Annotated in this window: 20 protein-coding genes; 12 read left to right on the top strand and 8 right to left on the bottom strand. The window is 44.9% G+C overall.

All coding sequences use genetic code 11. From position 1 onward, the window contains the following. The 3 genes from B0E43_RS24700 to menD are packed head-to-tail and all read left to right on the top strand — an operon-like array spanning window position 1 to window position 3,322. Entirely contained in the window at window positions 1–423 is a 423-nt protein-coding gene (locus B0E43_RS24700; RefSeq protein WP_077346475.1) for a hotdog fold thioesterase, read from the top strand. After that, a complete protein-coding gene (locus B0E43_RS24695) occupies window positions 420–1,637 on the top strand; it encodes a chorismate-binding protein (protein ID WP_077346473.1) in 1,218 nt (405 codons plus the stop codon). The genes B0E43_RS24700 and B0E43_RS24695 overlap by 4 nt, the downstream gene beginning before the upstream one ends. Then, entirely contained in the window at window positions 1,634–3,322 is a 1,689-nt protein-coding gene (gene menD, locus B0E43_RS24690) for a 2-succinyl-5-enolpyruvyl-6-hydroxy-3-cyclohexene-1-carboxylic-acid synthase (protein WP_077346471.1), read from the top strand. The genes B0E43_RS24695 and menD overlap by 4 nt, the downstream gene beginning before the upstream one ends. A 22-nt stretch (window positions 3,323–3,344) precedes the next feature. On the opposite strand, the gene B0E43_RS24685 is transcribed toward menD, so the two are convergent. From B0E43_RS24685 to B0E43_RS24675, 3 genes are all read right to left on the bottom strand, one after another. Beyond that, window positions 3,345–4,478: a glycoside hydrolase family 16 protein gene (locus B0E43_RS24685; protein WP_077346469.1), complete on the bottom strand. Its 1,134-nt coding sequence runs from the start codon at window positions 4,476–4,478 to the stop codon at window positions 3,345–3,347. A gap of 30 nt (window positions 4,479–4,508) precedes the next feature. After that, entirely contained in the window at window positions 4,509–5,312 is an 804-nt protein-coding gene (locus B0E43_RS24680; RefSeq protein WP_139352637.1) for a helix-turn-helix domain-containing protein, read from the bottom strand. Between the two features lie 176 nt (window positions 5,313–5,488). After that, window positions 5,489–6,355: a LysR family transcriptional regulator gene (locus B0E43_RS24675; RefSeq protein ID WP_077346465.1), complete on the bottom strand. Its 867-nt coding sequence runs from the start codon at window positions 6,353–6,355 to the stop codon at window positions 5,489–5,491. Window positions 6,356–6,573: 218 nt separating this feature from the next. Here B0E43_RS24675 and hutH point away from each other — a divergent pair, with 218 nt between their 5' ends. The 3 genes from hutH (at window position 6,574) to B0E43_RS24660 (ending at window position 11,521) form a co-directional block, all read left to right on the top strand. Next, entirely contained in the window at window positions 6,574–8,139 is a 1,566-nt protein-coding gene (gene hutH, locus B0E43_RS24670; protein ID WP_077346464.1) for a histidine ammonia-lyase, read from the top strand. Window positions 8,140–8,221: 82 nt separating this feature from the next. Then, the gene (hutI, locus tag B0E43_RS24665; protein ID WP_077346463.1) at window positions 8,222–9,454 is read left to right on the top strand and encodes an imidazolonepropionase; all 1,233 of its coding nucleotides are present in this window, start codon (window positions 8,222–8,224) and stop codon (window positions 9,452–9,454) included. A 66-nt stretch (window positions 9,455–9,520) separates the two neighbouring features. Further along, entirely contained in the window at window positions 9,521–11,521 is a 2,001-nt protein-coding gene (locus tag B0E43_RS24660) for a urocanate hydratase (protein WP_077346554.1), read from the top strand. 56 nt (window positions 11,522–11,577) lie between these two features. Here the strand turns inward: B0E43_RS24660 and B0E43_RS24655 are convergent, their stop codons facing one another. Beyond that, on the bottom strand, window positions 11,578–12,198 hold the full coding sequence (locus B0E43_RS24655; protein WP_077346552.1) for a Uma2 family endonuclease: 621 nt from the start codon (window positions 12,196–12,198) through the stop codon (window positions 11,578–11,580). 75 nt (window positions 12,199–12,273) lie between these two features. Here B0E43_RS24655 and hutG point away from each other — a divergent pair, with 75 nt between their 5' ends. Next, window positions 12,274–13,236, top strand: a complete 963-nt coding sequence (gene hutG, locus B0E43_RS24650) for a formimidoylglutamase (RefSeq protein WP_077346461.1) — start codon at window positions 12,274–12,276, stop codon at window positions 13,234–13,236. A gap of 66 nt (window positions 13,237–13,302) precedes the next feature. Here the strand turns inward: hutG and B0E43_RS24645 are convergent, their stop codons facing one another. Next, entirely contained in the window at window positions 13,303–14,136 is an 834-nt protein-coding gene (locus B0E43_RS24645) for a 1,4-dihydroxy-2-naphthoyl-CoA synthase (RefSeq protein ID WP_077346460.1), read from the bottom strand. Between the two features lie 99 nt (window positions 14,137–14,235). Between B0E43_RS24645 and B0E43_RS24640 the strand changes: the two genes are divergently transcribed. Together B0E43_RS24640 and B0E43_RS24635 are read left to right on the top strand one after the other, a co-directional pair. Further along, the gene (locus B0E43_RS24640) at window positions 14,236–15,306 is read left to right on the top strand and encodes an AMP-binding protein (RefSeq protein ID WP_077346458.1); all 1,071 of its coding nucleotides are present in this window, start codon (window positions 14,236–14,238) and stop codon (window positions 15,304–15,306) included. After that, window positions 15,299–15,724 (top strand): DUF2141 domain-containing protein, encoded by a 426-nt coding sequence (locus B0E43_RS24635; RefSeq protein WP_077346457.1) that lies wholly within the window; start codon window positions 15,299–15,301, stop codon window positions 15,722–15,724. The genes B0E43_RS24640 and B0E43_RS24635 overlap by 8 nt, the downstream gene beginning before the upstream one ends. Here B0E43_RS24635 and B0E43_RS24630 read toward each other — a convergent pair. Further along, entirely contained in the window at window positions 15,721–16,332 is a 612-nt protein-coding gene (locus B0E43_RS24630) for a 2OG-Fe(II) oxygenase (protein WP_077346456.1), read from the bottom strand. The genes B0E43_RS24635 and B0E43_RS24630 overlap by 4 nt on opposite strands. A gap of 73 nt (window positions 16,333–16,405) precedes the next feature. Between B0E43_RS24630 and B0E43_RS24625 the strand changes: the two genes are divergently transcribed. The 3 genes from B0E43_RS24625 (at window position 16,406) to B0E43_RS24615 (ending at window position 19,065) form a co-directional block, all read left to right on the top strand. After that, window positions 16,406–17,167: a hypothetical protein gene (locus B0E43_RS24625; RefSeq protein WP_077346454.1), complete on the top strand. Its 762-nt coding sequence runs from the start codon at window positions 16,406–16,408 to the stop codon at window positions 17,165–17,167. A 69-nt stretch (window positions 17,168–17,236) separates the two neighbouring features. Next, entirely contained in the window at window positions 17,237–17,887 is a 651-nt protein-coding gene (locus B0E43_RS24620; RefSeq protein WP_077346452.1) for a toll/interleukin-1 receptor domain-containing protein, read from the top strand. Between the two features lie 80 nt (window positions 17,888–17,967). Further along, window positions 17,968–19,065: a toll/interleukin-1 receptor domain-containing protein gene (locus B0E43_RS24615; protein ID WP_077346451.1), complete on the top strand. Its 1,098-nt coding sequence runs from the start codon at window positions 17,968–17,970 to the stop codon at window positions 19,063–19,065. On the opposite strand, the gene B0E43_RS24610 is transcribed toward B0E43_RS24615, so the two are convergent. Together B0E43_RS24610 and B0E43_RS24605 are read right to left on the bottom strand one after the other, a co-directional pair. Further along, window positions 19,062–19,835, bottom strand: coding sequence for a LexA family transcriptional regulator (locus tag B0E43_RS24610; RefSeq protein ID WP_077346450.1), 774 nt, complete (start codon window positions 19,833–19,835; stop codon window positions 19,062–19,064). The two genes, B0E43_RS24615 and B0E43_RS24610, sit on opposite strands and share 4 nt — an antisense overlap. After that, complete coding sequence (locus tag B0E43_RS24605; RefSeq protein ID WP_077346448.1) at window positions 19,832–20,089, bottom strand: hypothetical protein; 258 nt, start codon at window positions 20,087–20,089, stop codon at window positions 19,832–19,834. Before B0E43_RS24605 ends, B0E43_RS24610 begins: the two co-directional genes overlap by 4 nt. Between the last annotated feature and the right edge of the window lie 176 nt (window positions 20,090–20,265).

The following is a 20,265-nucleotide window of genomic DNA, read 5'->3' as shown; positions in this document are numbered from 1 at the left end:
ATGGTTTTTCTTTCTCTTCCCTCTCTGGAACACCTGAATTCTACCAGTTCGGAAACCATGATCAAACATCTGGGAATTGAGTTTACAGGTATTGGGGAGGATTATTTGGAAGCCACCATGCCAGTAGATCATCGAACCAAGCAACCCATGGGCTTGTTACACGGAGGAGCGAATGTCACCCTGGCGGAAACCCTGGGAAGTTTGGCCTCGTCCCTGACTATCGATCAAACAAAGCAGGCTTGCGTAGGCTTGGAAATCAACGCCAACCACATCAAAGCGGTAAGAGAGGGCAAAGTAAAAGGAGTTGCAAAGCCGATTCATGTCGGAAAAACAACCCAAATTTGGGAAATTAAAATCTACAACGAAGCAGGTCAGTTGTGTTGCATTAGCCGGATAACCATGGCTATTTTGGATAAAAAATGAACAATACGGATACTTTAGCACTTACGGCTCAGTCTGAAATTTTGGATTTTCTTTTTCTGAAAGGATTGGAATCCGGTGGTTCATTTGCTGTATGGAGAAAACCCAAATCCCAGAAACTTGAATTTTTGCTTGATGACCGGGAAAATCCTGAAAGGGTCAATTTAAGCTTTGAAGAACTTCCTGCTGGCTTTATTGTACATCCTTTTGCAGATCAGGAAGACAAAAAGGCCTTTTTCATCATATCAAGTCAGTATTTCAGTTTTCAGTTGGATCAGGAACTTGAAGCTGAAGACTTCCCGGAATGGATCAAATCCACCGTGGATCCTTCCAAAGAAGTTATCAATGCTAAAGTAAAAAGCCTGATTAGAGAAAAATCCAAATCTGATTTTCAGGATCAAAAAGGAGCAGACCAAAAAGACCATTTCACCCGATTGGTTCAACTGGGAATTGAGGCTATTGAAGCCGGGGTTGTAGAAAAGGTAGTACCGGCAAGAACCAAAGTCATTGCCATTTCAAAAGAATTTGACCTGGGAAAATCCTTCCTGAAAATGCTGGAAGCTTACCCAAATTCATTTGTTAATTTTTTCCATATTCCCCAGGTTGGTAGTTGGATCGGAGCAAGTCCGGAGGTTTTGATCGAAACCAAAGGGGATCATTTCTACACCATGGCTTTGGCCGGCACACAACCGGCTTCCGGTGAAAACCCACTCAAATCCGCCGCCTGGACACAAAAGGAAATCGAAGAGCAAGCCTTGGTCTGTCGCTATATCGTGGATTGCTTCAAGAAAATCCGACTCAGAGAGTACGAGGAACATGGTCCCAAAACAGTGATGGCGGGAAATCTTCTTCACCTCCGCTCTGATTTCCGGGTGGATATGAAAGCAACTGGTTTTCCCCAACTCGGTTCGGTGATGCTGGATTTGCTTCATCCGACTTCTGCAGTTTGTGGGATGCCCAGAAAAGAAGCGCATGAGTTTTTGCAGGAAAATGAAGGCTTTGACCGTTCGTTTTTTGCAGGCTTTATCGGACCAGTGAATATTCAGGGAGAAACCTCGATTTTTGTCAATCTCCGAACTGCATCCATCCGGGGGGAAAAGGCGATTCTCTACGCCGGTGCCGGGGTGACAGAAGATTCCGATCCTGAAAAAGAATGGGAAGAAACCGAACTCAAATGTCAGATCATCGGTAAATTCATTCAAACACCAAGCGCTTGATTATCCAGCCCATCCTCGATTTAGTAGCCATTTGTGCCAAAAAGGGAATTGATAACGCGATTCTTTCACCCGGTTCGCGATGTGCTCCGCTTACTTTGGCTTTTGCCCGACATCCGGATATTCACTCCCGGACGATCTCTGACGAGCGCTCTGCGGCTTTCATCGCCTTGGGCATGGCCCAGCAACTGGGACAGCCGGTCGTATTGGTTTGTACCTCGGGGTCGGCAGCTCTGAATTATTATCCAGCCGTTGCTGAGGCCTATTTTCAGCAAATCCCGCTTTTGATCTTGACCGCCGACCGACCACCTGAGTGGATTGACCAATGGGATGGACAAACTATTTTTCAGGAGGAAGTTTTTGGAAAGCATGTCAAAAAAAGCTTCCGATTCCCCGATTCATTTTCAAATGAAGATCAGATCTGGCATGCAAGCCGGATTGTCAATGAAGCCATCAATCTTTCCCGGCAGTTTCCAGCCGGGCCTGTGCATATCAATATTCCCCTTCGGGAGCCTTTTTATCCTTCAGAGGGAGAAAAATTTGAGTTTCCTGAACACCCCAGGGAATTCACCACAGTCACCAGTCAGAGTCAACTTACGGAAGAAAGCCTTAGAAATATCAAAAATCGGCTATCAGAAGTCAAGCGCCTGCTGATTGTTCCCGGGCAACAAAAGCCGAATCACCAGATCCAAAGTCTGCTAGACCATTTGGCCAAAAACCAAAATGTGGTCATAGTCACTGATGCTATCTCCAATCTTCAGAGCGAAAATACAATCAGCCTGCATGACCATTGGTTGGGGAACGAAAGCCTGCATGACGATTTGGCTCCGGATCTTGTTCTTAGTTTTGGGAAATCAGTCATCTCAAAATCGCTGAAAATTTTCCTCAGAAACTCAAAAACTTCCCATTGGCATATTCAACCAAACGGAGAATCCAAAGACACTTTTCAACACCTGACAAGGATTTTAGCCTGCTCGCCAGTCGGATTTTTGAACTGGCTACAGGAAAATCTTCCGGTGCAGGATGAAGCGTTTTCACTTCGATGGAATGCGTTGGAAAAAGAAGTTTCCCAAGCTCTTCCCACTGTTTTTTCTGAGGTGGAATTTGGTGAATATTCGGCTTTGCATTTTCTGCTCAATAAAATCCCTCCACATTCCAAGCTCCATCTGGCCAATTCTATGGCCGTGCGTTATGTAAATTTTCTCGGAAAAAGAAATCAGGAAATCATCTGTAACCGCGGAACAAGTGGTATTGACGGATCAAACAGTACGGCAGTCGGATGTACGTTTACTACTAAAGATCCTGTGACACTAATCACGGGGGACATGGCATTTTTCTACGACCGCAACGCATTTTGGCACAATTACGGTATGGCAAATCTGCGAATCGTAATTCTTAACAACCATGCTGGAGGAATTTTCAGACTGATCGATGGACCGGCCAGGCAACCGGAACTGGAAGAGTTTTTTGAAACAAAACAGCAGCTTTCCGCCAATCATTTGGCCGAGGAATTTGGCTTCTTTTATATCAAAGTAAAAAATCAGGAGGAACTTGAAAGAGCGCTGGTTGACTTCTATGAACCTTCAATTCATCCAAAAATCCTGGAAATCGAAACTTCGAGTCCAAAAAATGCTGAGATTTTGAAGCAGGTGAAAGCCTCCATTTTGGCGATTTTGAACGAATCCTAAAAATACTTCCGGACCAATTGGCTTACTTTTTCTGAAAAACCCGGATGTAATCCACCTTTAATTCCTGAGGGAGTACCGTACTTGCGTCAGGGCTACCAGGCCATGTACCTCCCACTGCCACATTTAGGATAAAATAGAAGGGTTTGTGAAATTCATCCAACCCGGCTGGTCGGATATCTATGACATGGTATTGGACATTATCCAGCAACCAAACGATCTTCTCTGTATCCCAAATGATCGAAAAGACGTGAAACTCATCGTTGAAAATCCCAAAAGGCAGCGAGGTTTTACCACCATAGTTGGCATTACTTCCTCCGTTGTCCCAGTGGACCGTTCCATGGATGGTGCCATCCTTATTTTCAGCACTTCCTCCCACCAATTCCATAATATCGATCTCTCCGCATTTTGGCCATCCGACTTCGGTGATATTTTCCCCTAGCATCCAAAGAGCTGGCCACATGCCCTGTCCTTTGGGTAGCTTAGCACGAATATCTATTCTGCCATAGGTAAAGGTTTTTTTTCCTTTGGTGATCAGTCTGGATGAAGTATAGCTTCTGGTTCCGGCATTTTCCTGTTTTGCGGTGATGATCAGATTCCCATCTTGGAGGCTGGTATTTTCCTTTTTGTAAAATTCAAGTTCCTGATTTCCCCAGCCACAAAGATCCGGGCATCCGTCTCCCAATTCAAAGGTCCAATCTGAAGAAAGTGTAGAACCAGAAAACTCATCTGCCCAAATCAAATTAAAACCATCATAACTAGTCGGACTGGTATAGCCTGCATTTGGGCCCAATCCCAAGGCCTCAGCATTCATACTGATCGTTTGCGCAGAAACCACAAAATCGGTTTCTGTAGCATGCGCCTGGACATTAAGCTGGTAATTTCCCTTTTCAGTATATTTTCCAATGGCCGAATTTCCATCAACCCGAACGGCCAACTCGCCTGGCTTACCGAAATTCACTTTGAAAAAAATAGCATTATCGGCAGTAAAGCTGGCCTTTACCTCCCCGTTACCCAAGTATTCCACTTTTACGTCAAGGTTATCTGGAAGCTTCACCGGATCTGTAGAGGCATCTTCTGCGCAAGCACTAATCAAAAAACTAAAAAAAAGTATGAGGATAAATCTGACAGGGTTATTCATGGGTAGTGTATTTACCATGAATATAATTTGATTTGATCAGTTAAAAAATCAAGCAGAAACGCTTTCAGGACTGTAATCGGGAGAAGAAGTTCTCCCGATTTTGTTTATAGCCCAGATCATCAATCCCAACTGCCCTATCTCAAAGAGAGTCAGAGGAATCAGTCCGAAAATGACGCCGATGCCTGAAAAGATCAAAATTCCAGCAATGAGTCCGAGTGCTCCTACAATTTGAGGAATGTTGGACCAAAGTTTTTTGTAGGTCAAATACCCGATTCCCAAAAAGGTATAGCACAACCCAAAGGCACTCATCTTTACCAGATAGTAATCTTCAAGTGAAAATTTACCGGAAAGTAAACTGTAGCAATCCACCGAATACCAGATCACATTTGCTCCCAGCATGGTCCAAAGTGCAATTTTGAGTACAAAATTTGGAATGAAAGATTCTAGTCTTATCCAGCCATAAATGAATGCTGCATAGGTCAGAAAAGTCCCGATTTTCACTCCGATGAATGCCGAAGAATCCGCCTTTGCTCCACCTTCGAACCATTCGTATTCCATCCCGATTTCGAAAAATGCCAGGAAGAAATAAACCAAGCCTGCAGCAAATGCGAAGTAGAGATAGGCTGGCACTTTTCGCTCCTCATCTGCAAAGCCATTTTTGGCTTCTTCCCATTGGTATTCCAGCGCTTCAAACAGCGCCTTAACCGTATAACTTCTGGGAGTCACCTCCCCTGCTTCGATGCGCTGGATCGTCCGCACATTCAGATTGCACTTCTCGACGAGCTCTTCCTGCGTCAGTCCTTTGGCTTTTCTCAGTTCAGAGATTTTCTTGCCCAATTGTGGTTGTTTCATTGTAATGAGTTTTTGATTAACCATGGCAATTTCTGAGTTTGAAAATTACTAAAGGACGTATAGGACTCGGATTTGACCCGACTTTCACCCGACATTTCAATTTGAGCTTGAAAATAGGGATTTCCAGCTTTCTGATTGAAAGATTGTAAAATTGAAAAATTGGTGATGATTCTATCCTAAATCAGAGGTAAAACCTTCTTCAATGCAGGATTTCGATTTACGGGTTTCCAGATGACAGACAGTTCTGTAAACTGGGGAATTCCGGGAATTTCCATAAAGCGAACATTAAGGTCATAGCCTTCCTTGAGCGAAGTGGGAACGATTGCCACGCCGAGACCATTTTCCACCAACCGAAAAATAGTGAGTGCGTGCACAGACTTGTGTCTGATCTTGGGGGAAAACCCAGAATCCCTACAGATACTCATAATTTGCTCGAAATAGTAATTGGAGTAATCACTGGAAAAAAGGATGAAAGATTCCTCCTGGAACTGGTTGACGGATCGAAAATTGCTTTTCCCAACCGGATGATTTTTGGGCACCACCAGAGAAAAAGTGTCCCGCAAAACCGGACTCATCTCCAGATCCTCCGGCACTGAGGCCAAGCGTACAAAACCCAAATCCAGCTTGTCTTTTTGCATCATTTCCACTTGGACAGCATTGCTCAGCTCCTCCAAACTTGTCGTGATTAAAGGCTGTTCGGAGTTAAGCTTAGTGAGCAAGTCAGGCAAAACCTGATTGGAAGCGGAACCCAGAAATCCTATCCGCAGCTCACCTACTTTTCCGGATTCGATCAGCTTCAACTGATTCTTGGTCGATTCCAGATGATTGATCACAAAATCAACTTCCCCTTTCAAATAATCTCCAGCAGCTGTCAGATCCACATGCTTCTTATCCCGTTCAAAAAGCTGCACACCCAGCAATTCTTCCAATTGCCTTATCTGCCGGCTCAGGCCAGGCTGGGAAATAAAGAGCCGCTCGGCAGCTTTCCGGTAGTTCAATTCCTCAGCCACGGCCTGAAAATAGATCAAGTGTCTTAATTCCATTGATGCTTAATAGTTATTGATTATTGACAAAAATAGTATCATTAAGCATCATTATTTCAAAGTAATTTTGGAATGAATATAATCCCACAGACCTGCAAGGTTTTTAAAACCTGGCAGGTCTTTCCGCCCCGGTCTGTGTCCTCACAGACCGGAAAATTTTAACATCTTAAAACCAATCCTTCGAGGTTTTTGAAAACCTCAAAGGATTTCTCACAGCCATGAAAACTTTCCACTACGGCCAAGATCACCTGACAGCTTCTATCGCTTTAAAACTGGCCAAAAAAGAAATAAAAGGGACTTTGAGCCCTGACACGATCCGAAAAGTAACCGCATCAGCTGAGGCTGTCGCCCAAATCGCCCAAGGAGAAAAAGCGGTGTACGGAATCAACACCGGATTTGGCCCACTTTGTACGACAAGAATCTCGGTAAATGACACGACCACGCTTCAGGAAAATCTACTGAAAAGCCATGCTGTTGGAGTTGGTGACTACATTCCGGAGGAAATATCCAAGTTGATGCTGGCATTGAAAATCCATGCACTTGCCCAAGGTTATTCAGGAATCCGCTTGGAAACACTGGAAAGGATCCTTTGGATGCTGGAAAATGATGTGATCCCAGTGGTACCTGAGCAGGGTTCAGTTGGAGCCTCGGGAGATTTGGCGCCACTTTCCCATTTGTTTTTGCCCTTGATCGGTTTGGGAAAAGTTCATTTTGCAGGTGAAATCACCACTGCCAAAAAAGCATTGGCCCATTTTTCGAAAGAAGCTTTGACACTCGGACCAAAAGAAGGGCTTGCGCTCATCAACGGAACGCAATTTATGGCTGCGCACGGTGTAAAGATCGTGGACAGACTCCACAATCTCCTCACCCATGCCAGCATCACCGGTGCGATGATGATCGAAGGCTTAATGGGTTCGATCAAACCATTTACCGCCCAATTGCATCAATTAAGGCCTTTTGTAGGCAATCAACATGTCGCCCAGACCATTCTTAATTTACTCCACAAGTCCGAAATCGTCAATTCCCATCTCCATTGTGCTCGGGTTCAGGATCCCTACTCCCTTCGATGCATGCCTCAGGTACATGGAGCGAGCTGGAATGCCTGGCTCCATTTGAAGGATTGCATCGAGACAGAAATAAATTCGGTCACAGATAATCCGGTGATTTTTGATGCAGAAAACACCATTTCAGGCGGGAATTTCCACGGGCAACCCATCGCTCTGCCTTTGGATTATGCCTGTCTGGCAGCTTCCGAAATCGGTAATATTTCAGACCGTCGAATCTATCTTTCCATAGAAGGAGACACGCCGGGAGTGCCCAAACTTTTGCTCAAAGAAACCGGACTCAATTCCGGACTGATGATCCCGCAATACACTACGGCGGCTTTGGCTTCGGAAAATAAAGGGCTATGCTTTCCGGCATCGGCAGATTCTATTCCGACTTCCCTCGGTCAGGAAGACCACGTCAGCATGGGAAGTATTGGAGCCAGAAAGGCACTGAGAGTGATCGGGAACGTCGAAAAAATCCTCGGAATCGAGCTTTTCTACGCTGCACAAGCTATGGATTACCACGCACCACTCAAGTCAGGGAAAATCATGACCGCCATCTACGAACGAGTGAGACAAGACATTGATCCGGTGGTTTCAGACCGAATCCTATACGAAGACATGGAAACGGCGATTGACTTGGTGAAAAGTGGTGAATTGGTGACTTTGGCAAAAAACGTAGCTAAAGAGGAAGGTTTAGCATTTGAAACGGAATGGAGTGAAATGTTTGACTATTAAAAAAGCTCACAGATTCCACAGATAAACACAGATTTCAATCAAAACCATCTGTGAAAATCCGTGACAACTGTGAGAAAAAAATATGAAAAATATAAAACTAATCGGCCCAATCACCCAAGTACTTACGTTGGACAAGCTTCCATTGAAAGGAGCTTTGATTGACGAGCAACTGGAAATAATTTCCCAAGCGGGAATCCTGGTTGAGGGTCAAAAAATCCTTAAGGTGGATTCTTGGCTAGAATTAGTTACTGAGTTTCCAAAAGCTGAGCTTTTTGAATTGAATGGTGACTATGTCGCGATGCCCGGACTGGTGGATTGCCATACCCATATTTGCTTTGGAGGGTCGAGAGCAAAGGATTTTGCAATGCGAAATTCTGGCAAAACTTACCTCGAAATCTCTGAAGCAGGCGGAGGAATCTGGGATACCGTCACTCAAACCCGGAAACTGAGTTTGGAGGAATTGGCCCAAATCACGGCCAGAAACGCCAATCGACACCTGATTGATGGAGTCACCACCATCGAAGTGAAAAGCGGCTACGGGCTTTCTGTCGCAGAAGAACTAAAGATGCTTCGGGCGATCCGACTGGCAGGGAACTCAACTTCGGCAGATTTGATCCCTACCTGTTTGGCAGCCCATATGAAACCTAGAGACTTTTCTGGTTCCAATGCTGAGTATCTGGATCTTATTGCAACGGAACTTTTCCCCATTCTCAAATCCGAGAAGTTGACAAATCGAATTGATGCCTTTGTAGAGAAGAGTGCTTTTTCACCTGAGGAAATCCGTCCCTATTTCCAAAAAGCCAGAGAAATGGGCTTTGAGCTAACGGTACATGCTGATCAATTTAGCACTGGAGGATCCCAAGTAGCAGTAGCCATCGGAGCGCTTTCGGCCGATCACTTGGAAGTGTCCGGAGAAGCGGAAATCAAGCTTTTGGTGAAATCCGAAACCATAGCCGTGGCTCTTCCGGGGGCTTCGATTGGTTTGGGTTGCGCTTTTACCCCAGCGAGAAAGATCCTCGATCAGGATGGAGCATTGGCGATCGCTTCGGACTGGAATCCCGGTTCTGCACCGATGGGAGATTTGCTCACGCAAGCATCGATCTTAGCTGCTTTTGAAAAACTCAGCACTGCCGAAGTTTTTGCAGGAATTACGTACCGAGCAGCTGCGGCTTTGGGATTAGCTGACCGGGGGAAAATTACTGCCGGATTCTTGGCTGACTTCATCCTTTTTCCCACTTCTGATTATCGGGAAATCCTCTACAACCAAGGCAAAATGAAGCCGAAAATGGTGTGGAAGAAGGGGAAAAGACTTTAGACGCAAGAAAAAAGAATCCAGTGATAAGTGGCAAAAGGAGCCCGTAAATCAAAAATCGTAAATCCCATGACTTTTCAAGATCAAATCATACAAGGAATCCCATCAGTACTTCCTCCAAAAAAGCATCGAAATCCCGAGCTTTCCCATGCCCCGAAAAGAAAGGATATACTTTCTCCTGAAGAGAAAAAACTGGCGCTGCGCAATGCTTTAAGGTATTTTCCAAAGGAATGGCATGGTGAACTGGCAGGAGAATTCTTGGATGAGTTAAAGGAATTCGGCCGGATTTATATGTATCGGTTTATGCCGGACTACCGGATTTACGCAAGACCGATCGGAGACTATCCGGCCAAATCCAAGCAGTCAGCGGCCATTATGATGATGATCCAAAACAACCTGGATCCGGCAGTCGCACAACATCCCGAAGAATTGATTACTTATGGGGGAAACGGGGCGGTTTTTCAAAACTGGGCCCAATATCTCCTGACCATGAAATACCTGTCCGAAATGAGTGAGGAACAGACGCTTCACATGTATTCGGGACATCCCATGGGCCTTTTTCCCTCATCCAAAGAAGCTCCAAGAGTGATCGTCACCAATGGTATGATGATCCCGAACTACTCCAAACCGGACGATTGGGAACGCTTTAATGCCCTTGGCGTGACACAATACGGACAAATGACAGCGGGCTCCTATATGTACATAGGGCCGCAAGGCATTGTCCATGGCACCACGATCACGGTGATGAATGCTTTCCGGAAAAAGCTCCAGTCCGGAGAAAGTCCAAAAGGAAAGATTTTCCTGACAGCCGGTTTAGGTGGAATGAGCGGTGCTCAACCAAAAGCTGGAAACATTGCCGGTTGCGTGACTATATGCGCTGAAGTTAACCCTGCCCCCGCACGAAAGCGCCACGAGCAAGGCTGGGTGGATGAGCTGATCGAAGATCTGGATCAGCTGGTCGAGCGGGTATTTGAAGCCAAATTCAACCAGGAAGTAGTTTCAATAGCCTTTCTGGGAAATGTCGTGGAGGTTTGGGAAAGGTTTGACACTGAAAATCTATTTGTCGAACTCGGCTCCGATCAGACTTCGCTGCACAATCCATGGGCAGGAGGCTATTATCCGGTGGGACTTTCTTTCGAAGAATCCAATGAAATGATGGCATCTCAGCCGGAGCTTTTCCAGCAAAAAGTCAAAGAATCTCTCCGTCGCCAAGCAGACTCGATCAATCGCCACGCAGCCAAGGGAACCTACTTTTTCGATTATGGAAATGCATTTTTGCTCGAGGCATCGCGAGCTGGCGCAGCCGTGATGGCCGAAAACGGGATTGATTTCCGCTATCCAAGCTATGTTCAGGACATCCTGGGACCGATGTGTTTTGACTTCGGATTTGGCCCATTCCGCTGGGTTTGCACATCGGGAAATGCTGAAGATCTCCGCAAAACTGATCAACTTGCAGCGGCTGTTTTAAAGGAAATCAAGAAAACCGCTCCTGAATCCATCTCTCAACAGTTGCAAGACAATATCACTTGGATCGAAGAGGCGGAGAAAAACAACTTGGTTGTCGGTTCTCAGGCACGTATACTTTATGCCAACGCGGAAGGTCGCTCAAAAATTGCTGAGGCTTTCAATGAAGCCATTAAAAAAGGAGAAATCATCGCTCCGATCGTGTTGGGTAGAGACCATCACGATGTGAGCGGGACGGATTCCCCCTACCGGGAAACCAGCAATATCTACGACGGAAGCCGGTTTACGGCGGATATGGCCATCCACAATGTGATCGGCGACAGCTTCCGGGGTGCCACCTGGGTGTCCATTCACAACGGTGGCGGTGTTGGCTGGGGCGAAGTCATCAATGGAGGTTTTGGCCTCGTTCTCGATGGAAGTCAGGAAGCAGAAAGAAAACTGAAATCCATGCTCTTTTACGATGTCAACAATGGGATCGCACGACGTGCTTGGGCCAGAAATCCAGGTTCACTGGAAGCCATCCAGCGGGAAATGGACAGAAGTCCAGGACTGAAAGTTACCCTTCCTAACTTGGTAGATGAGGAGATTTTGAAGGGAGTTTTGTAAAATCAAGCTTTAACTTTTCCAATGTTTGTAACTTTGGAAAAGATGATTTGTGGTTACTATTCCTCAAAAACCTCCTCCAAATCCAGTTCTAATCCAGGTAGTACGCTTGATTTAATTTTATCCCCAGAGGTGAAAAGTTTGGAGGGCAGATAATTTCCGTCAACCAAGGTATAGATCAAAAGGGTATTTTCCACTGGGTGAATAATCCAATATTCCCGGACTCCAAACTCTTCATACAGCTCAAATTTGTCCTGGAGTTCTACTCGACTATTGCTTGGTGAAAGGATCTCGACGATCAGATCCGGGGCGCCAATACAGCCCTTATCGTCCAGTTTTGAAGGATCGCAGATGACAGAAATATCAGGCTGGATAACTGAATCAATTTTCTTAAAATCAGGATCTTTAGAAAGTCGAACATCAAAAGGGGCTGCATATACTTTACATTTTTGACCTTTCAAGAAACTTCCAAGAGTTCGCGACAAATTCATGGAGACCTCCTGATGTTTTCTATTGGGAGCGGCGGCTTTTGCGAAAATCTTTCCTTTGATCAGCTCCACGATTTCTTCAAAATCCCATTTGAGATAATCTGCATAGCTGTAGCCAGCAAATGATTCATCGGGCTCTTGAAAAGTATCCAGATCAATTTTTTCTTTTTGGGGAATTCTGTACTCTTTCATCTCCATGAACTTAACTTGTCAATAAAATTATCAAGCTACTTTTCTTAAGTTAACAAAAATAAAAATTCATACTCTATGAATCTCCATCAAAACCCCTCTCCTTTTCATTGGTCTGGTAGAAAATCTGACCAGGTCGAATACTGGCACCAAGCAGTTGAAGCCATATCTAATCTGAAACTAAGGGAGGATAATACCCGAAAAATCGGGATTCTGGGTTACTCCGGAGAAGAAGGAGTGATTCGAAATCAAGGTCGAATCGGCACCATCGAAGGCCCTTCTTCAATTCGAAAAATGCTCGGCTCAATTGCCCTTCATTTGCCCGAAGATGTCCCAATTTTGGATTACGGAGACATTTTCACGCTCGATCAGGACATGGAGTCCTCTCACGAAGCAATCTCTAAAATCACCTACGATCTACTTACTTCAAGCCATTTTCCAGTGCTCTTGGGAGGTGGCCATGATTTGGCCTATGCGCATGGCAGAGGAGCATTGAAATTTGTCAAAGAGAAAGGCGAAAAACTCGGCATAATCAATCTGGATGCACATTTTGACCTTCGCCCACTGGTCAAAGAGAAAGGCCACTCCGGTTCACCATTTTCTCAACTTGCAGCGGAATTTCAGGAAGATTTTCATTACCTGGCTTTGGGTATCCAGCGTGCTGCAAATCCCAAATCTCTTTTCGAGATGGCGGAAAAAGTAAAAGCCGGATTCATCGTGATGGAGGAATTTCGTCTTCACAACTGGGAATTTATCGAGGAGCAAATCATTTGGTTTATAGACTCGGTTGACAAAATCTACCTAAGCATCGATATGGATGGATTTTCTTCGGCCTTTGCCCCCGGCGTGTCAGCCCCCTCTCCCATGGGCTTCAATCCACAGATCGCATTTAAGGTTTTTGAACTGATCGTGAAAAGCAAAAAGCTGATCAGTCTGGACGTGGTAGAACTCAACCCGCAGTTTGATCAAGACAATGCCACAGCGAGATTGGCTGCCCGGGCTGTGGAATACATCGTCAGGAAAAAGTTTGTGAATCAGTAAGCGGAAAATGAATGGAGCCTGACCAAAATGTCAGGCCTCCATTAGTTTTTTCAGACTCAATCAATTTTAAGGTATCCACTTAATTTTACTGAAATCCGGCTTCCGCTTCTCCAAAAAGGCATTTCTGCCCTCAATCGCTTCTTCGGTACCATAAGCCAATCGGGTAGCTTCTCCTGCAAAAACCTGCTGTCCTACCATCCCGTCGTCGGTCAGGTTCATGGCAAATTTCAGCATTTTGATCGAGGTCGGTGACTTGGCCAAAATCTCCTGGGCCCATTGGTATGCCGTCGCCTCAAGCTCATCATGCGGGATCACCGCATTGACCATCCCCATTTCAAAAGCTTCCTGTGATGAATAATTTCTCCCCAAAAAGAAGATTTCCCTGGCTTTCTTTTGACCGACCATTTTTGCCAGATAAGCACTTCCGTAGCCACCGTCAAAGCTGGTCACATCTGCATCCGTCTGCTTGAAAATCGCGTGCTCCTTGCTTGCCAAAGTCAAATCACACACCACATGAAGACTGTGTCCTCCCCCTACTGCCCATCCGGGCACCACAGCAATGACCACTTTGGGCATAAAGCGGATCAGCCGCTGAACTTCTAAGATATTCAATCGGTGGTATCCGTCTTCCCCTACGTAGCCCTGATTTCCCCTCGCACGCTGATCCCCACCTGAGCAAAAAGCCCAGCCACCGTCTTTGGACGAAGGACCTTCTCCGCTCAAAAGTACCACACCGATCGAGGTGTCTTCCTGCGCATTGTAAAACGCATCGTAAAGTTCCGCGGTTGTTTTGGGACGGAAGGCATTTCGGACCTCAGGTCGGTTGAATGCAATCCGAGCTACGCCGTTACATTTTTTATATGTGATATCTTCGTAAACTTTGGCAGTAATCCACTCCATGATTTTCGTTTTGTTTAAAAATCCGATTTTTGTGCAAGATAACAGCCTTGCCTGAAATTTGTTATTTACCCAAAATCCTTTCTAATCGATCTATTTTAGATGTTTCAGCTTCATTTTGAGAATCAGGTTTTCAGCAAAATTTCTGACTTTGGGTTGGAATGCGGGTCATTACCAGCTTATTCGCAGGCGGCCTTTTCATTTTGCAAAGCTTGGCTTTCGGGAGAAACAATTTTCACCCAGCAAACTTCAGGATCGACTGGAATTCCGAAAACAATTGAGCTTCATCGGGAACAAATGCAGGCAAGCGCAGAGGCAACCGGGGCATTTTTCAAAACAAATCAAAGCACCAAACTTCTTTGTTGTCTCAATCCGGAATACATCGCCGGCAAAATGATGCTGGTCCGCGCCATGGTGTGGGACTGCCCAATTTGGCTTGTAGAACCCAGCTCCGACCCCTTGAAAACCCTTGATTTTATCCCGGATTTTGTCGCTATGGTTCCGCTCCAAGTGGAGCAACCTTTGGGAAATCCTGCTTCACTTTTGAAACTCAAATCCACTCCTCACTTGATCATCGGCGGAGCTCAAATTTCTGAAAGGCTTAGAAAATCATTGGTAGAAAAAGGAATTCAGGCTTGGCAAACTTTTGGGATGACGGAGACGGTTTCGCACTTTGCCTTGGCCAAAATCGAAACTGGTAATGTTCATTATGAAACGCTGCCTGGAGTGGAAATCGGACAGGATGAGCGCGGGGCCCTTTGGGTTAAGTCCCCCATGAGCGGCCCTGACAAAATCCGAACCAACGATCTGATTGAACTGAAATCCCATAACAGCTTTTTATGGCTTGGCCGGGCTGACTTTGTGGTTAATTCCGGAGGGATTAAGCTTCATCCCGAACTGCTCGAACAAAAAGCCGAAGCTTCAATTCAGGAGGTTTTTCCCGGTTCGAGGTTTTTCTTTTATGGAGAAAAAGATGAAAAACTGGGCCAAAAACTAGTGCTTCTAATCGAATCTGCAAATGGATCGAAGGAAAAGGCAAAGCTTTTGCAGGAGATATTGAAAAATCGATTGACAAAGTACGAGTTCCCTAAAGAAATCTATTTCAAAGAGGCTTTTGCGCTGACTCAAAGCGGAAAAATCGACAGAATTCTCAATTCCAAAATCAATGCTTGAACTGATATTTACGCTTCTCCTTTTTACGAAAACTCCTGGTGAAAACCTGATAAATCCAGTTTTAGAAGTATCAATTCATGATGCCAAATCGGATCAGGGCAAGATTCGAGTTTTGGTTTTCTCTTCGGAAAAAGGCTTTCCCGATCAACCCGAAATGGCAATTCGATCCTATTCTTTTTCCTCAAAGGAGAAAAGCTACAAATTCAGAATTGAGGATTTACCAATTGGAAACTATGCCGTTTCGGTGATTCATGACGAAGATGAGGATGGCAGTCTGACCACAAACTTGATTGGCTATCCGACTGAGAAATTCGGTTTTTCCAACAACCCAAAGGTCTATTTGGCCCCACCGAGTTTTGACAAAGCAGCATTTGAACTCTCATCAGAGACAAAGCACCTACGGATCAATCTCCGCTAATCGATATTCTTCAGCCAGCCGGTAATGCTGATCCGCTCTTTTTTGGTAGGCAACACTTCATGCGGGATCTCTCCACTCAGAAAAACAACCAATCTCCCGCCCAAGGGCAAGACATCTTCGAAAAGTTCTGTTCTATCCTCCTGAGGAAAATACATTCTCAAGGCACCTTCATCCTCGGGAGTCCAAGAGTCATTGAGATACAAAATCACCGTAACCACGCGGTGGGGCACGGCATTAAATTGGTCCAAATGCTTTTTGTAAAATGACCCAATCGGATATCTCGCAAAATGTCCTTCAAATGACCGCAATCCCAACAAACAGCGCTGATTCAGCACTTGGCGGATTTCCTCTATTTTAGCCCAATAGGCAGCTTGGAGAGGACTTAGTTCCTCAGCATCCATCCATAGGACTTCATCGCTTCGGATTTCGGTTCTAACCTGCTTTTGGCCTCCTTTTCCCACGGCCGCATGGCGGAATTTGCCCTGATTGACCAACTGGATTTGCTCTCCCAGTAAAGCCTTTCGAAAGTCCTCTTCGACGAAATTATCAACTATTACGTAGGACTTTTGGTAAATCTCAGACGAAATATGATCGAGCAGTTCTTCCATTGGACTGGGTTTAAGGCTGCAAAATAACCACTTAATTGCCCGAAAAACCATACTTTTGCGCAAAGCTTAAGCAATGACACTTTCAAAAAACACCTATACCGGACTGGTTTTAGAATACGACTCAGGTATAGTCCCACCTCCATACAGCCATGTTTTTCGCCTTGCTCTGGATTGGTCCAAAGGTGATTTAACTACCGAATTGGATCTTCATTACACCGAACGGGAGGACTTGACCGAAGAGGAGATTTTGGATGAAGGCTTCACTGCCAATGATGACTACAGCTACAAAGGGGCCTTGAATTCGGTTTGGATCAAGCCCCTTCAGCAGCTTTACGACAAAACCAAATGGAGCAATAAAGACATCGAGGAAGGCGGAATCACGGTATCTCCATTGGAAAAAGGTAAGGATGAAGGTGTGAAAATCCCCGGTAATCAGGAGGAATGGCAACTCATGGCCCAGGATCTGATCCAGGCAATTTACGAAACAGTCAAAAAAGAGGCGCCATTGCAAGTGCATTACAGATTGGTCGAAGGAGACGAACCCCAAGACTGCAATTTGACAATTCATTTTTCTAACCATGAGGTGGTTTTCGAAAAAGCGGGAAAGACCAGAATCATCAATTGGGATTATGCGATTCAACTGATGAAAATCGTCTTTACGCCAGATTATCATTATGAACTGGCAAAGGAAGAGCCCGGTAAAAAACGTGGTACCTACATCGAATGCGGCGACGGCTACTGGCACGAGCTGGGCAAAGGCGTCGTAAACATCGATCCTTCATTCGATGCGGTCGGCAAAATAAAATCCGGGTTTTCAGACCTGCTCAAGGAATAAAATTCTGCCTTCTTGCAATAAACTGCCTGATTTATTTAACTTTAGCCTGATGTAATTCAGGCTTTTTTTATGGCATCCGGAAAGATTTTTATCAGTTATAGAAGAGAAGATACTTCCGGTGAATCCGGAAGACTTAAAGATAAACTCCAATTGGAATTTGGGGAAGAATGCATTTTCTATGATGTTGAGACTCTAGAGGCAGGACTAAACTTTGACCAGGCCATTTCTAGAGCTTTGGAAGAAAGCAAAGTCTTGTTGGCAATGATAGGACCTCATTGGCTGAAAGTCACCGATTCAAGAGGGATCCCCAGAATTAATAATCCCGAAGATTGGGTCCGAAAAGAAATTTCATTAGGCCTACAGCGGCAAATCCGAGTCATCCCCGTTTTGGTCAACGGAGCTAATATGCCTACAAGTGAAGAGCTTCCTAATGAATTAAAGGGACTTTCCTTGATTCATTATAAAGAAATAAGTAGCAGCCGGTGGAATTACGATGTCGGGGAATTGATCAAAGTGCTTAAAAAATTAATCAGTACAATTGGTCCCCTCAACCAGGAAAGAAAAAATCCACTTCCCATTCCGGTATCCCTTTGGTCACCTCCATCTGGTGATTGGGTAAATCAATACCGATCCTGGTGGTCAAGAAATTACAAATGGGCGCTGACGGTTTTTGCATTAATTTTATTAATGCAACTTTGCTCGGATTTGTCTGGCATTTAATCAGTTATTGAAACACTGCGACGCTTTGGAAAGAGTTGATAGTTTCCAAAACTTACACTAATCAAAAATCAATCAATTGCATGAGTTCTGGGAAAATTTTTATCAGTTACAGAAGGGAAGATACTTCAGGTGAGTCCGGCAGATTAAAGGACAAACTGGAGCAGGTCTTCGGGCAGGCTAATATTTTTTATGACGTAGAGACACTGGAGGCTGGATTGAATTTTGACCAATCTATTGCAAAAGCCCTGAATGAAAGCAAAGTGCTTTTGGCCATGATCGGGCCCCATTGGTTGAAAGTAGAAGACAACAAGGGTGTCAAGCGGCTTCAAAAACCGGAGGATTGGGTCAGGAAAGAAATCGCAGAAGCACTGAAGCGGGGACTCAGGGTCATCCCTGTCTTGGTCAATGGCGCAGAAATGCCTGATCAGGAAGAATTGCCAGAAGAGCTTAAAGAACTTTCCCTCAAACATGCCCAGGAATTAACCAGCTCCAGGTGGAATTATGATGTGGGAGAACTGACCAAGGTTCTAGAAAAAATCATAACCAAAAAACCTGAACCAAAGCCAGAGCCCATACCCCGTCCTGACCCAAGGCCATTCGTCCCTCCAATCCCTAAACCTAAAAGCTGGTGGGCTAAAAATTACCTCTGGGCCATAGGGGGCTTGGTTGGTTTTCTGATTTTGATTGGGATGTGTACTTCCACAGAAGACCAAACCTATCCTGCATTGGATGAAACACAAGACACGTTAGCTTACAATTCGGAGGCAGACATCGGAACTCAAAACCCGGAAGGAAACGAAATTTACAACAGCCTTCAACTTGATAACCAAGAAAGTGAACCTAGCCAACCCGCAGTGGATGATCCGGATTTTGGCACCATTCCCGACATAAGCGGTGAATGGAACTTATACCTAAATGGAGAAAAAGTGAGCATTTTCGCTTTTGGCCAAACCGGAATCGATGTGGCATATTATGAATACGATGGAGCAAATCAACGGACTGGTGAAGGATCAGGCCAAATCAACGGGATCAATTTGTCTATGAGTTACTTCAGTTCTGCAAACAATGTGACTGGCACGATTTCCATGGCAACCAATAACTCGGGCCAAACTTGGGAGGGGACCATTTATTTTCCGGCGTCAGGTGTAAGTGCCCAAGTCCAGCTGGCAAGAAATTAGCCTTTGATCTTTCTCAAATCTGCATGGATATCCCGGATCATTTCTCCGAGATCGTCCAGTGTCAGTGGCTTCTTTTTGTCACCGGGATTTGGGAAATCAGTACTGATAAAGGCTTTTGCTTCCCAGATTTCCAAGACATCCTCACCTCGAATCTCATAAGGTTTGTAGTGCTCATTGTCGGACACAAGAAATAACTTCCCATTTTCCTCCAGGTAATTGAATACCCGCTTGTAAACAACCCCTTCGGTCTGAGTGACCAGCACGTAGGTTTTACCACTCTTGATTTGATTCAACTGCTCCACATACCCACCGATCACGATTGTGCCAGGAATGAGTGGTAGCATGGAGTCGCCCGAAAGCTCAAAAGCGCGATAGGTAGCCTGTCGGGAAAGATTTGGCAAATGGAACTGAGGCAGCGTCTCCATGTATTCCGGATCTGCAAAACCATTCAAATATCCGGCAGAGGCTTTTTGGCCAACTAGAGTAATATTTTCCCTGTCCGAATCGTCCGTCGCAATCGTCAGAATATTGATTCCCCGATTTTGGATGGCTTTTCTTCCCAGTTTTTCAATGTCATACTCCAACAGCTCCTCCACGCCCACACCCAGAATATCACATAATTTCTGTAAAGTACCCAACTTTGGTTCAGACCTACCGTCTTCGTAAGCAGAAATCATCGTGCGTTGCACATCCAACTGATCAGCCAGATCATTTTGGGTGATTCCTTTTTGCTTTCGCAAAAACCGGAGATTGGAAGCCAGGAAACTCATGCCGAAAAAAGGTAAAAATTAGGATCATCAAAAGTGGGCGCCAGGGGGAAAAACGGATTGATATTCAGGTTGTCCATCCGTCTTTGCTCTAGCCTGTTTTTGATTTCTTCGATGATATCTCCTACAGGTTTTGGCTCAGTAACGAGTAAATACCCATACTGGGGCTTTTGCTCATCCTCTACAAAAAACTTGACCTGGCAATTGCCTGATGAAAGGGTCTTGGTGGTAATGCTGATTTTTTCTGCTGTTTCCATAACTGATTCTGTTTACGGGAGCTAAGTTAAAAATGTTGCTTTTATAAACATTAAGATGGTGAAAATTTAAACAATTTTTCAAGACAAAAACTGTCTGAAAAAGTAACCTGATCACAGACTAAAAATCACTCTTTTTCGACTACGCTCAATATTGAGTCCTTACTCATGAATTTCAA

The organism is Algoriphagus sp. A40 (genome assembly GCF_002002735.1).
GTDB lineage: Bacteria > Bacteroidota > Bacteroidia > Cytophagales > Cyclobacteriaceae > Algoriphagus.
This window is presented reverse-complemented; position numbering and strand designations above follow the sequence as displayed.

What these genes read in the sequence shown, in the direction of transcription:
- B0E43_RS24605 (WP_077346448.1), bottom strand. Translation starts at nt 20,089, where the DNA reads ATGGAAACAGCAGAAAAAATCAGCATTACCACCAAGACCCTTTCATCA.
- B0E43_RS24645 (WP_077346460.1), bottom strand. Translation starts at nt 14,136, where the DNA reads ATGGAGTGGATTACTGCCAAAGTTTACGAAGATATCACATATAAAAAA.
- B0E43_RS24680 (WP_139352637.1), bottom strand. Translation starts at nt 5,312, where the DNA reads ATGAAACAACCACAATTGGGCAAGAAAATCTCTGAACTGAGAAAAGCC.
- B0E43_RS24620 (WP_077346452.1), top strand. Translation starts at nt 17,237, where the DNA reads ATGGCATCCGGAAAGATTTTTATCAGTTATAGAAGAGAAGATACTTCC.
- B0E43_RS24660 (WP_077346554.1), top strand. Translation starts at nt 9,521, where the DNA reads ATGACTTTTCAAGATCAAATCATACAAGGAATCCCATCAGTACTTCCT.
- hutG (WP_077346461.1), top strand. Translation starts at nt 12,274, where the DNA reads ATGAATCTCCATCAAAACCCCTCTCCTTTTCATTGGTCTGGTAGAAAA.
- B0E43_RS24640 (WP_077346458.1), top strand. Translation starts at nt 14,236, where the DNA reads ATGTTTCAGCTTCATTTTGAGAATCAGGTTTTCAGCAAAATTTCTGAC.
- B0E43_RS24625 (WP_077346454.1), top strand. Translation starts at nt 16,406, where the DNA reads ATGACACTTTCAAAAAACACCTATACCGGACTGGTTTTAGAATACGAC.
- B0E43_RS24685 (WP_077346469.1), bottom strand. Translation starts at nt 4,478, where the DNA reads ATGGTAAATACACTACCCATGAATAACCCTGTCAGATTTATCCTCATA.
- B0E43_RS24700 (WP_077346475.1), top strand. Translation starts at nt 1, where the DNA reads ATGGTTTTTCTTTCTCTTCCCTCTCTGGAACACCTGAATTCTACCAGT.
- B0E43_RS24695 (WP_077346473.1), top strand. Translation starts at nt 420, where the DNA reads ATGAACAATACGGATACTTTAGCACTTACGGCTCAGTCTGAAATTTTG.
- B0E43_RS24655 (WP_077346552.1), bottom strand. Translation starts at nt 12,198, where the DNA reads ATGAAAGAGTACAGAATTCCCCAAAAAGAAAAAATTGATCTGGATACT.
- B0E43_RS24615 (WP_077346451.1), top strand. Translation starts at nt 17,968, where the DNA reads ATGAGTTCTGGGAAAATTTTTATCAGTTACAGAAGGGAAGATACTTCA.
- hutI (WP_077346463.1), top strand. Translation starts at nt 8,222, where the DNA reads ATGAAAAATATAAAACTAATCGGCCCAATCACCCAAGTACTTACGTTG.
- B0E43_RS24675 (WP_077346465.1), bottom strand. Translation starts at nt 6,355, where the DNA reads ATGGAATTAAGACACTTGATCTATTTTCAGGCCGTGGCTGAGGAATTG.
- B0E43_RS24635 (WP_077346457.1), top strand. Translation starts at nt 15,299, where the DNA reads ATGCTTGAACTGATATTTACGCTTCTCCTTTTTACGAAAACTCCTGGT.
- B0E43_RS24630 (WP_077346456.1), bottom strand. Translation starts at nt 16,332, where the DNA reads ATGGAAGAACTGCTCGATCATATTTCGTCTGAGATTTACCAAAAGTCC.
- hutH (WP_077346464.1), top strand. Translation starts at nt 6,574, where the DNA reads ATGAAAACTTTCCACTACGGCCAAGATCACCTGACAGCTTCTATCGCT.
- B0E43_RS24610 (WP_077346450.1), bottom strand. Translation starts at nt 19,835, where the DNA reads ATGAGTTTCCTGGCTTCCAATCTCCGGTTTTTGCGAAAGCAAAAAGGA.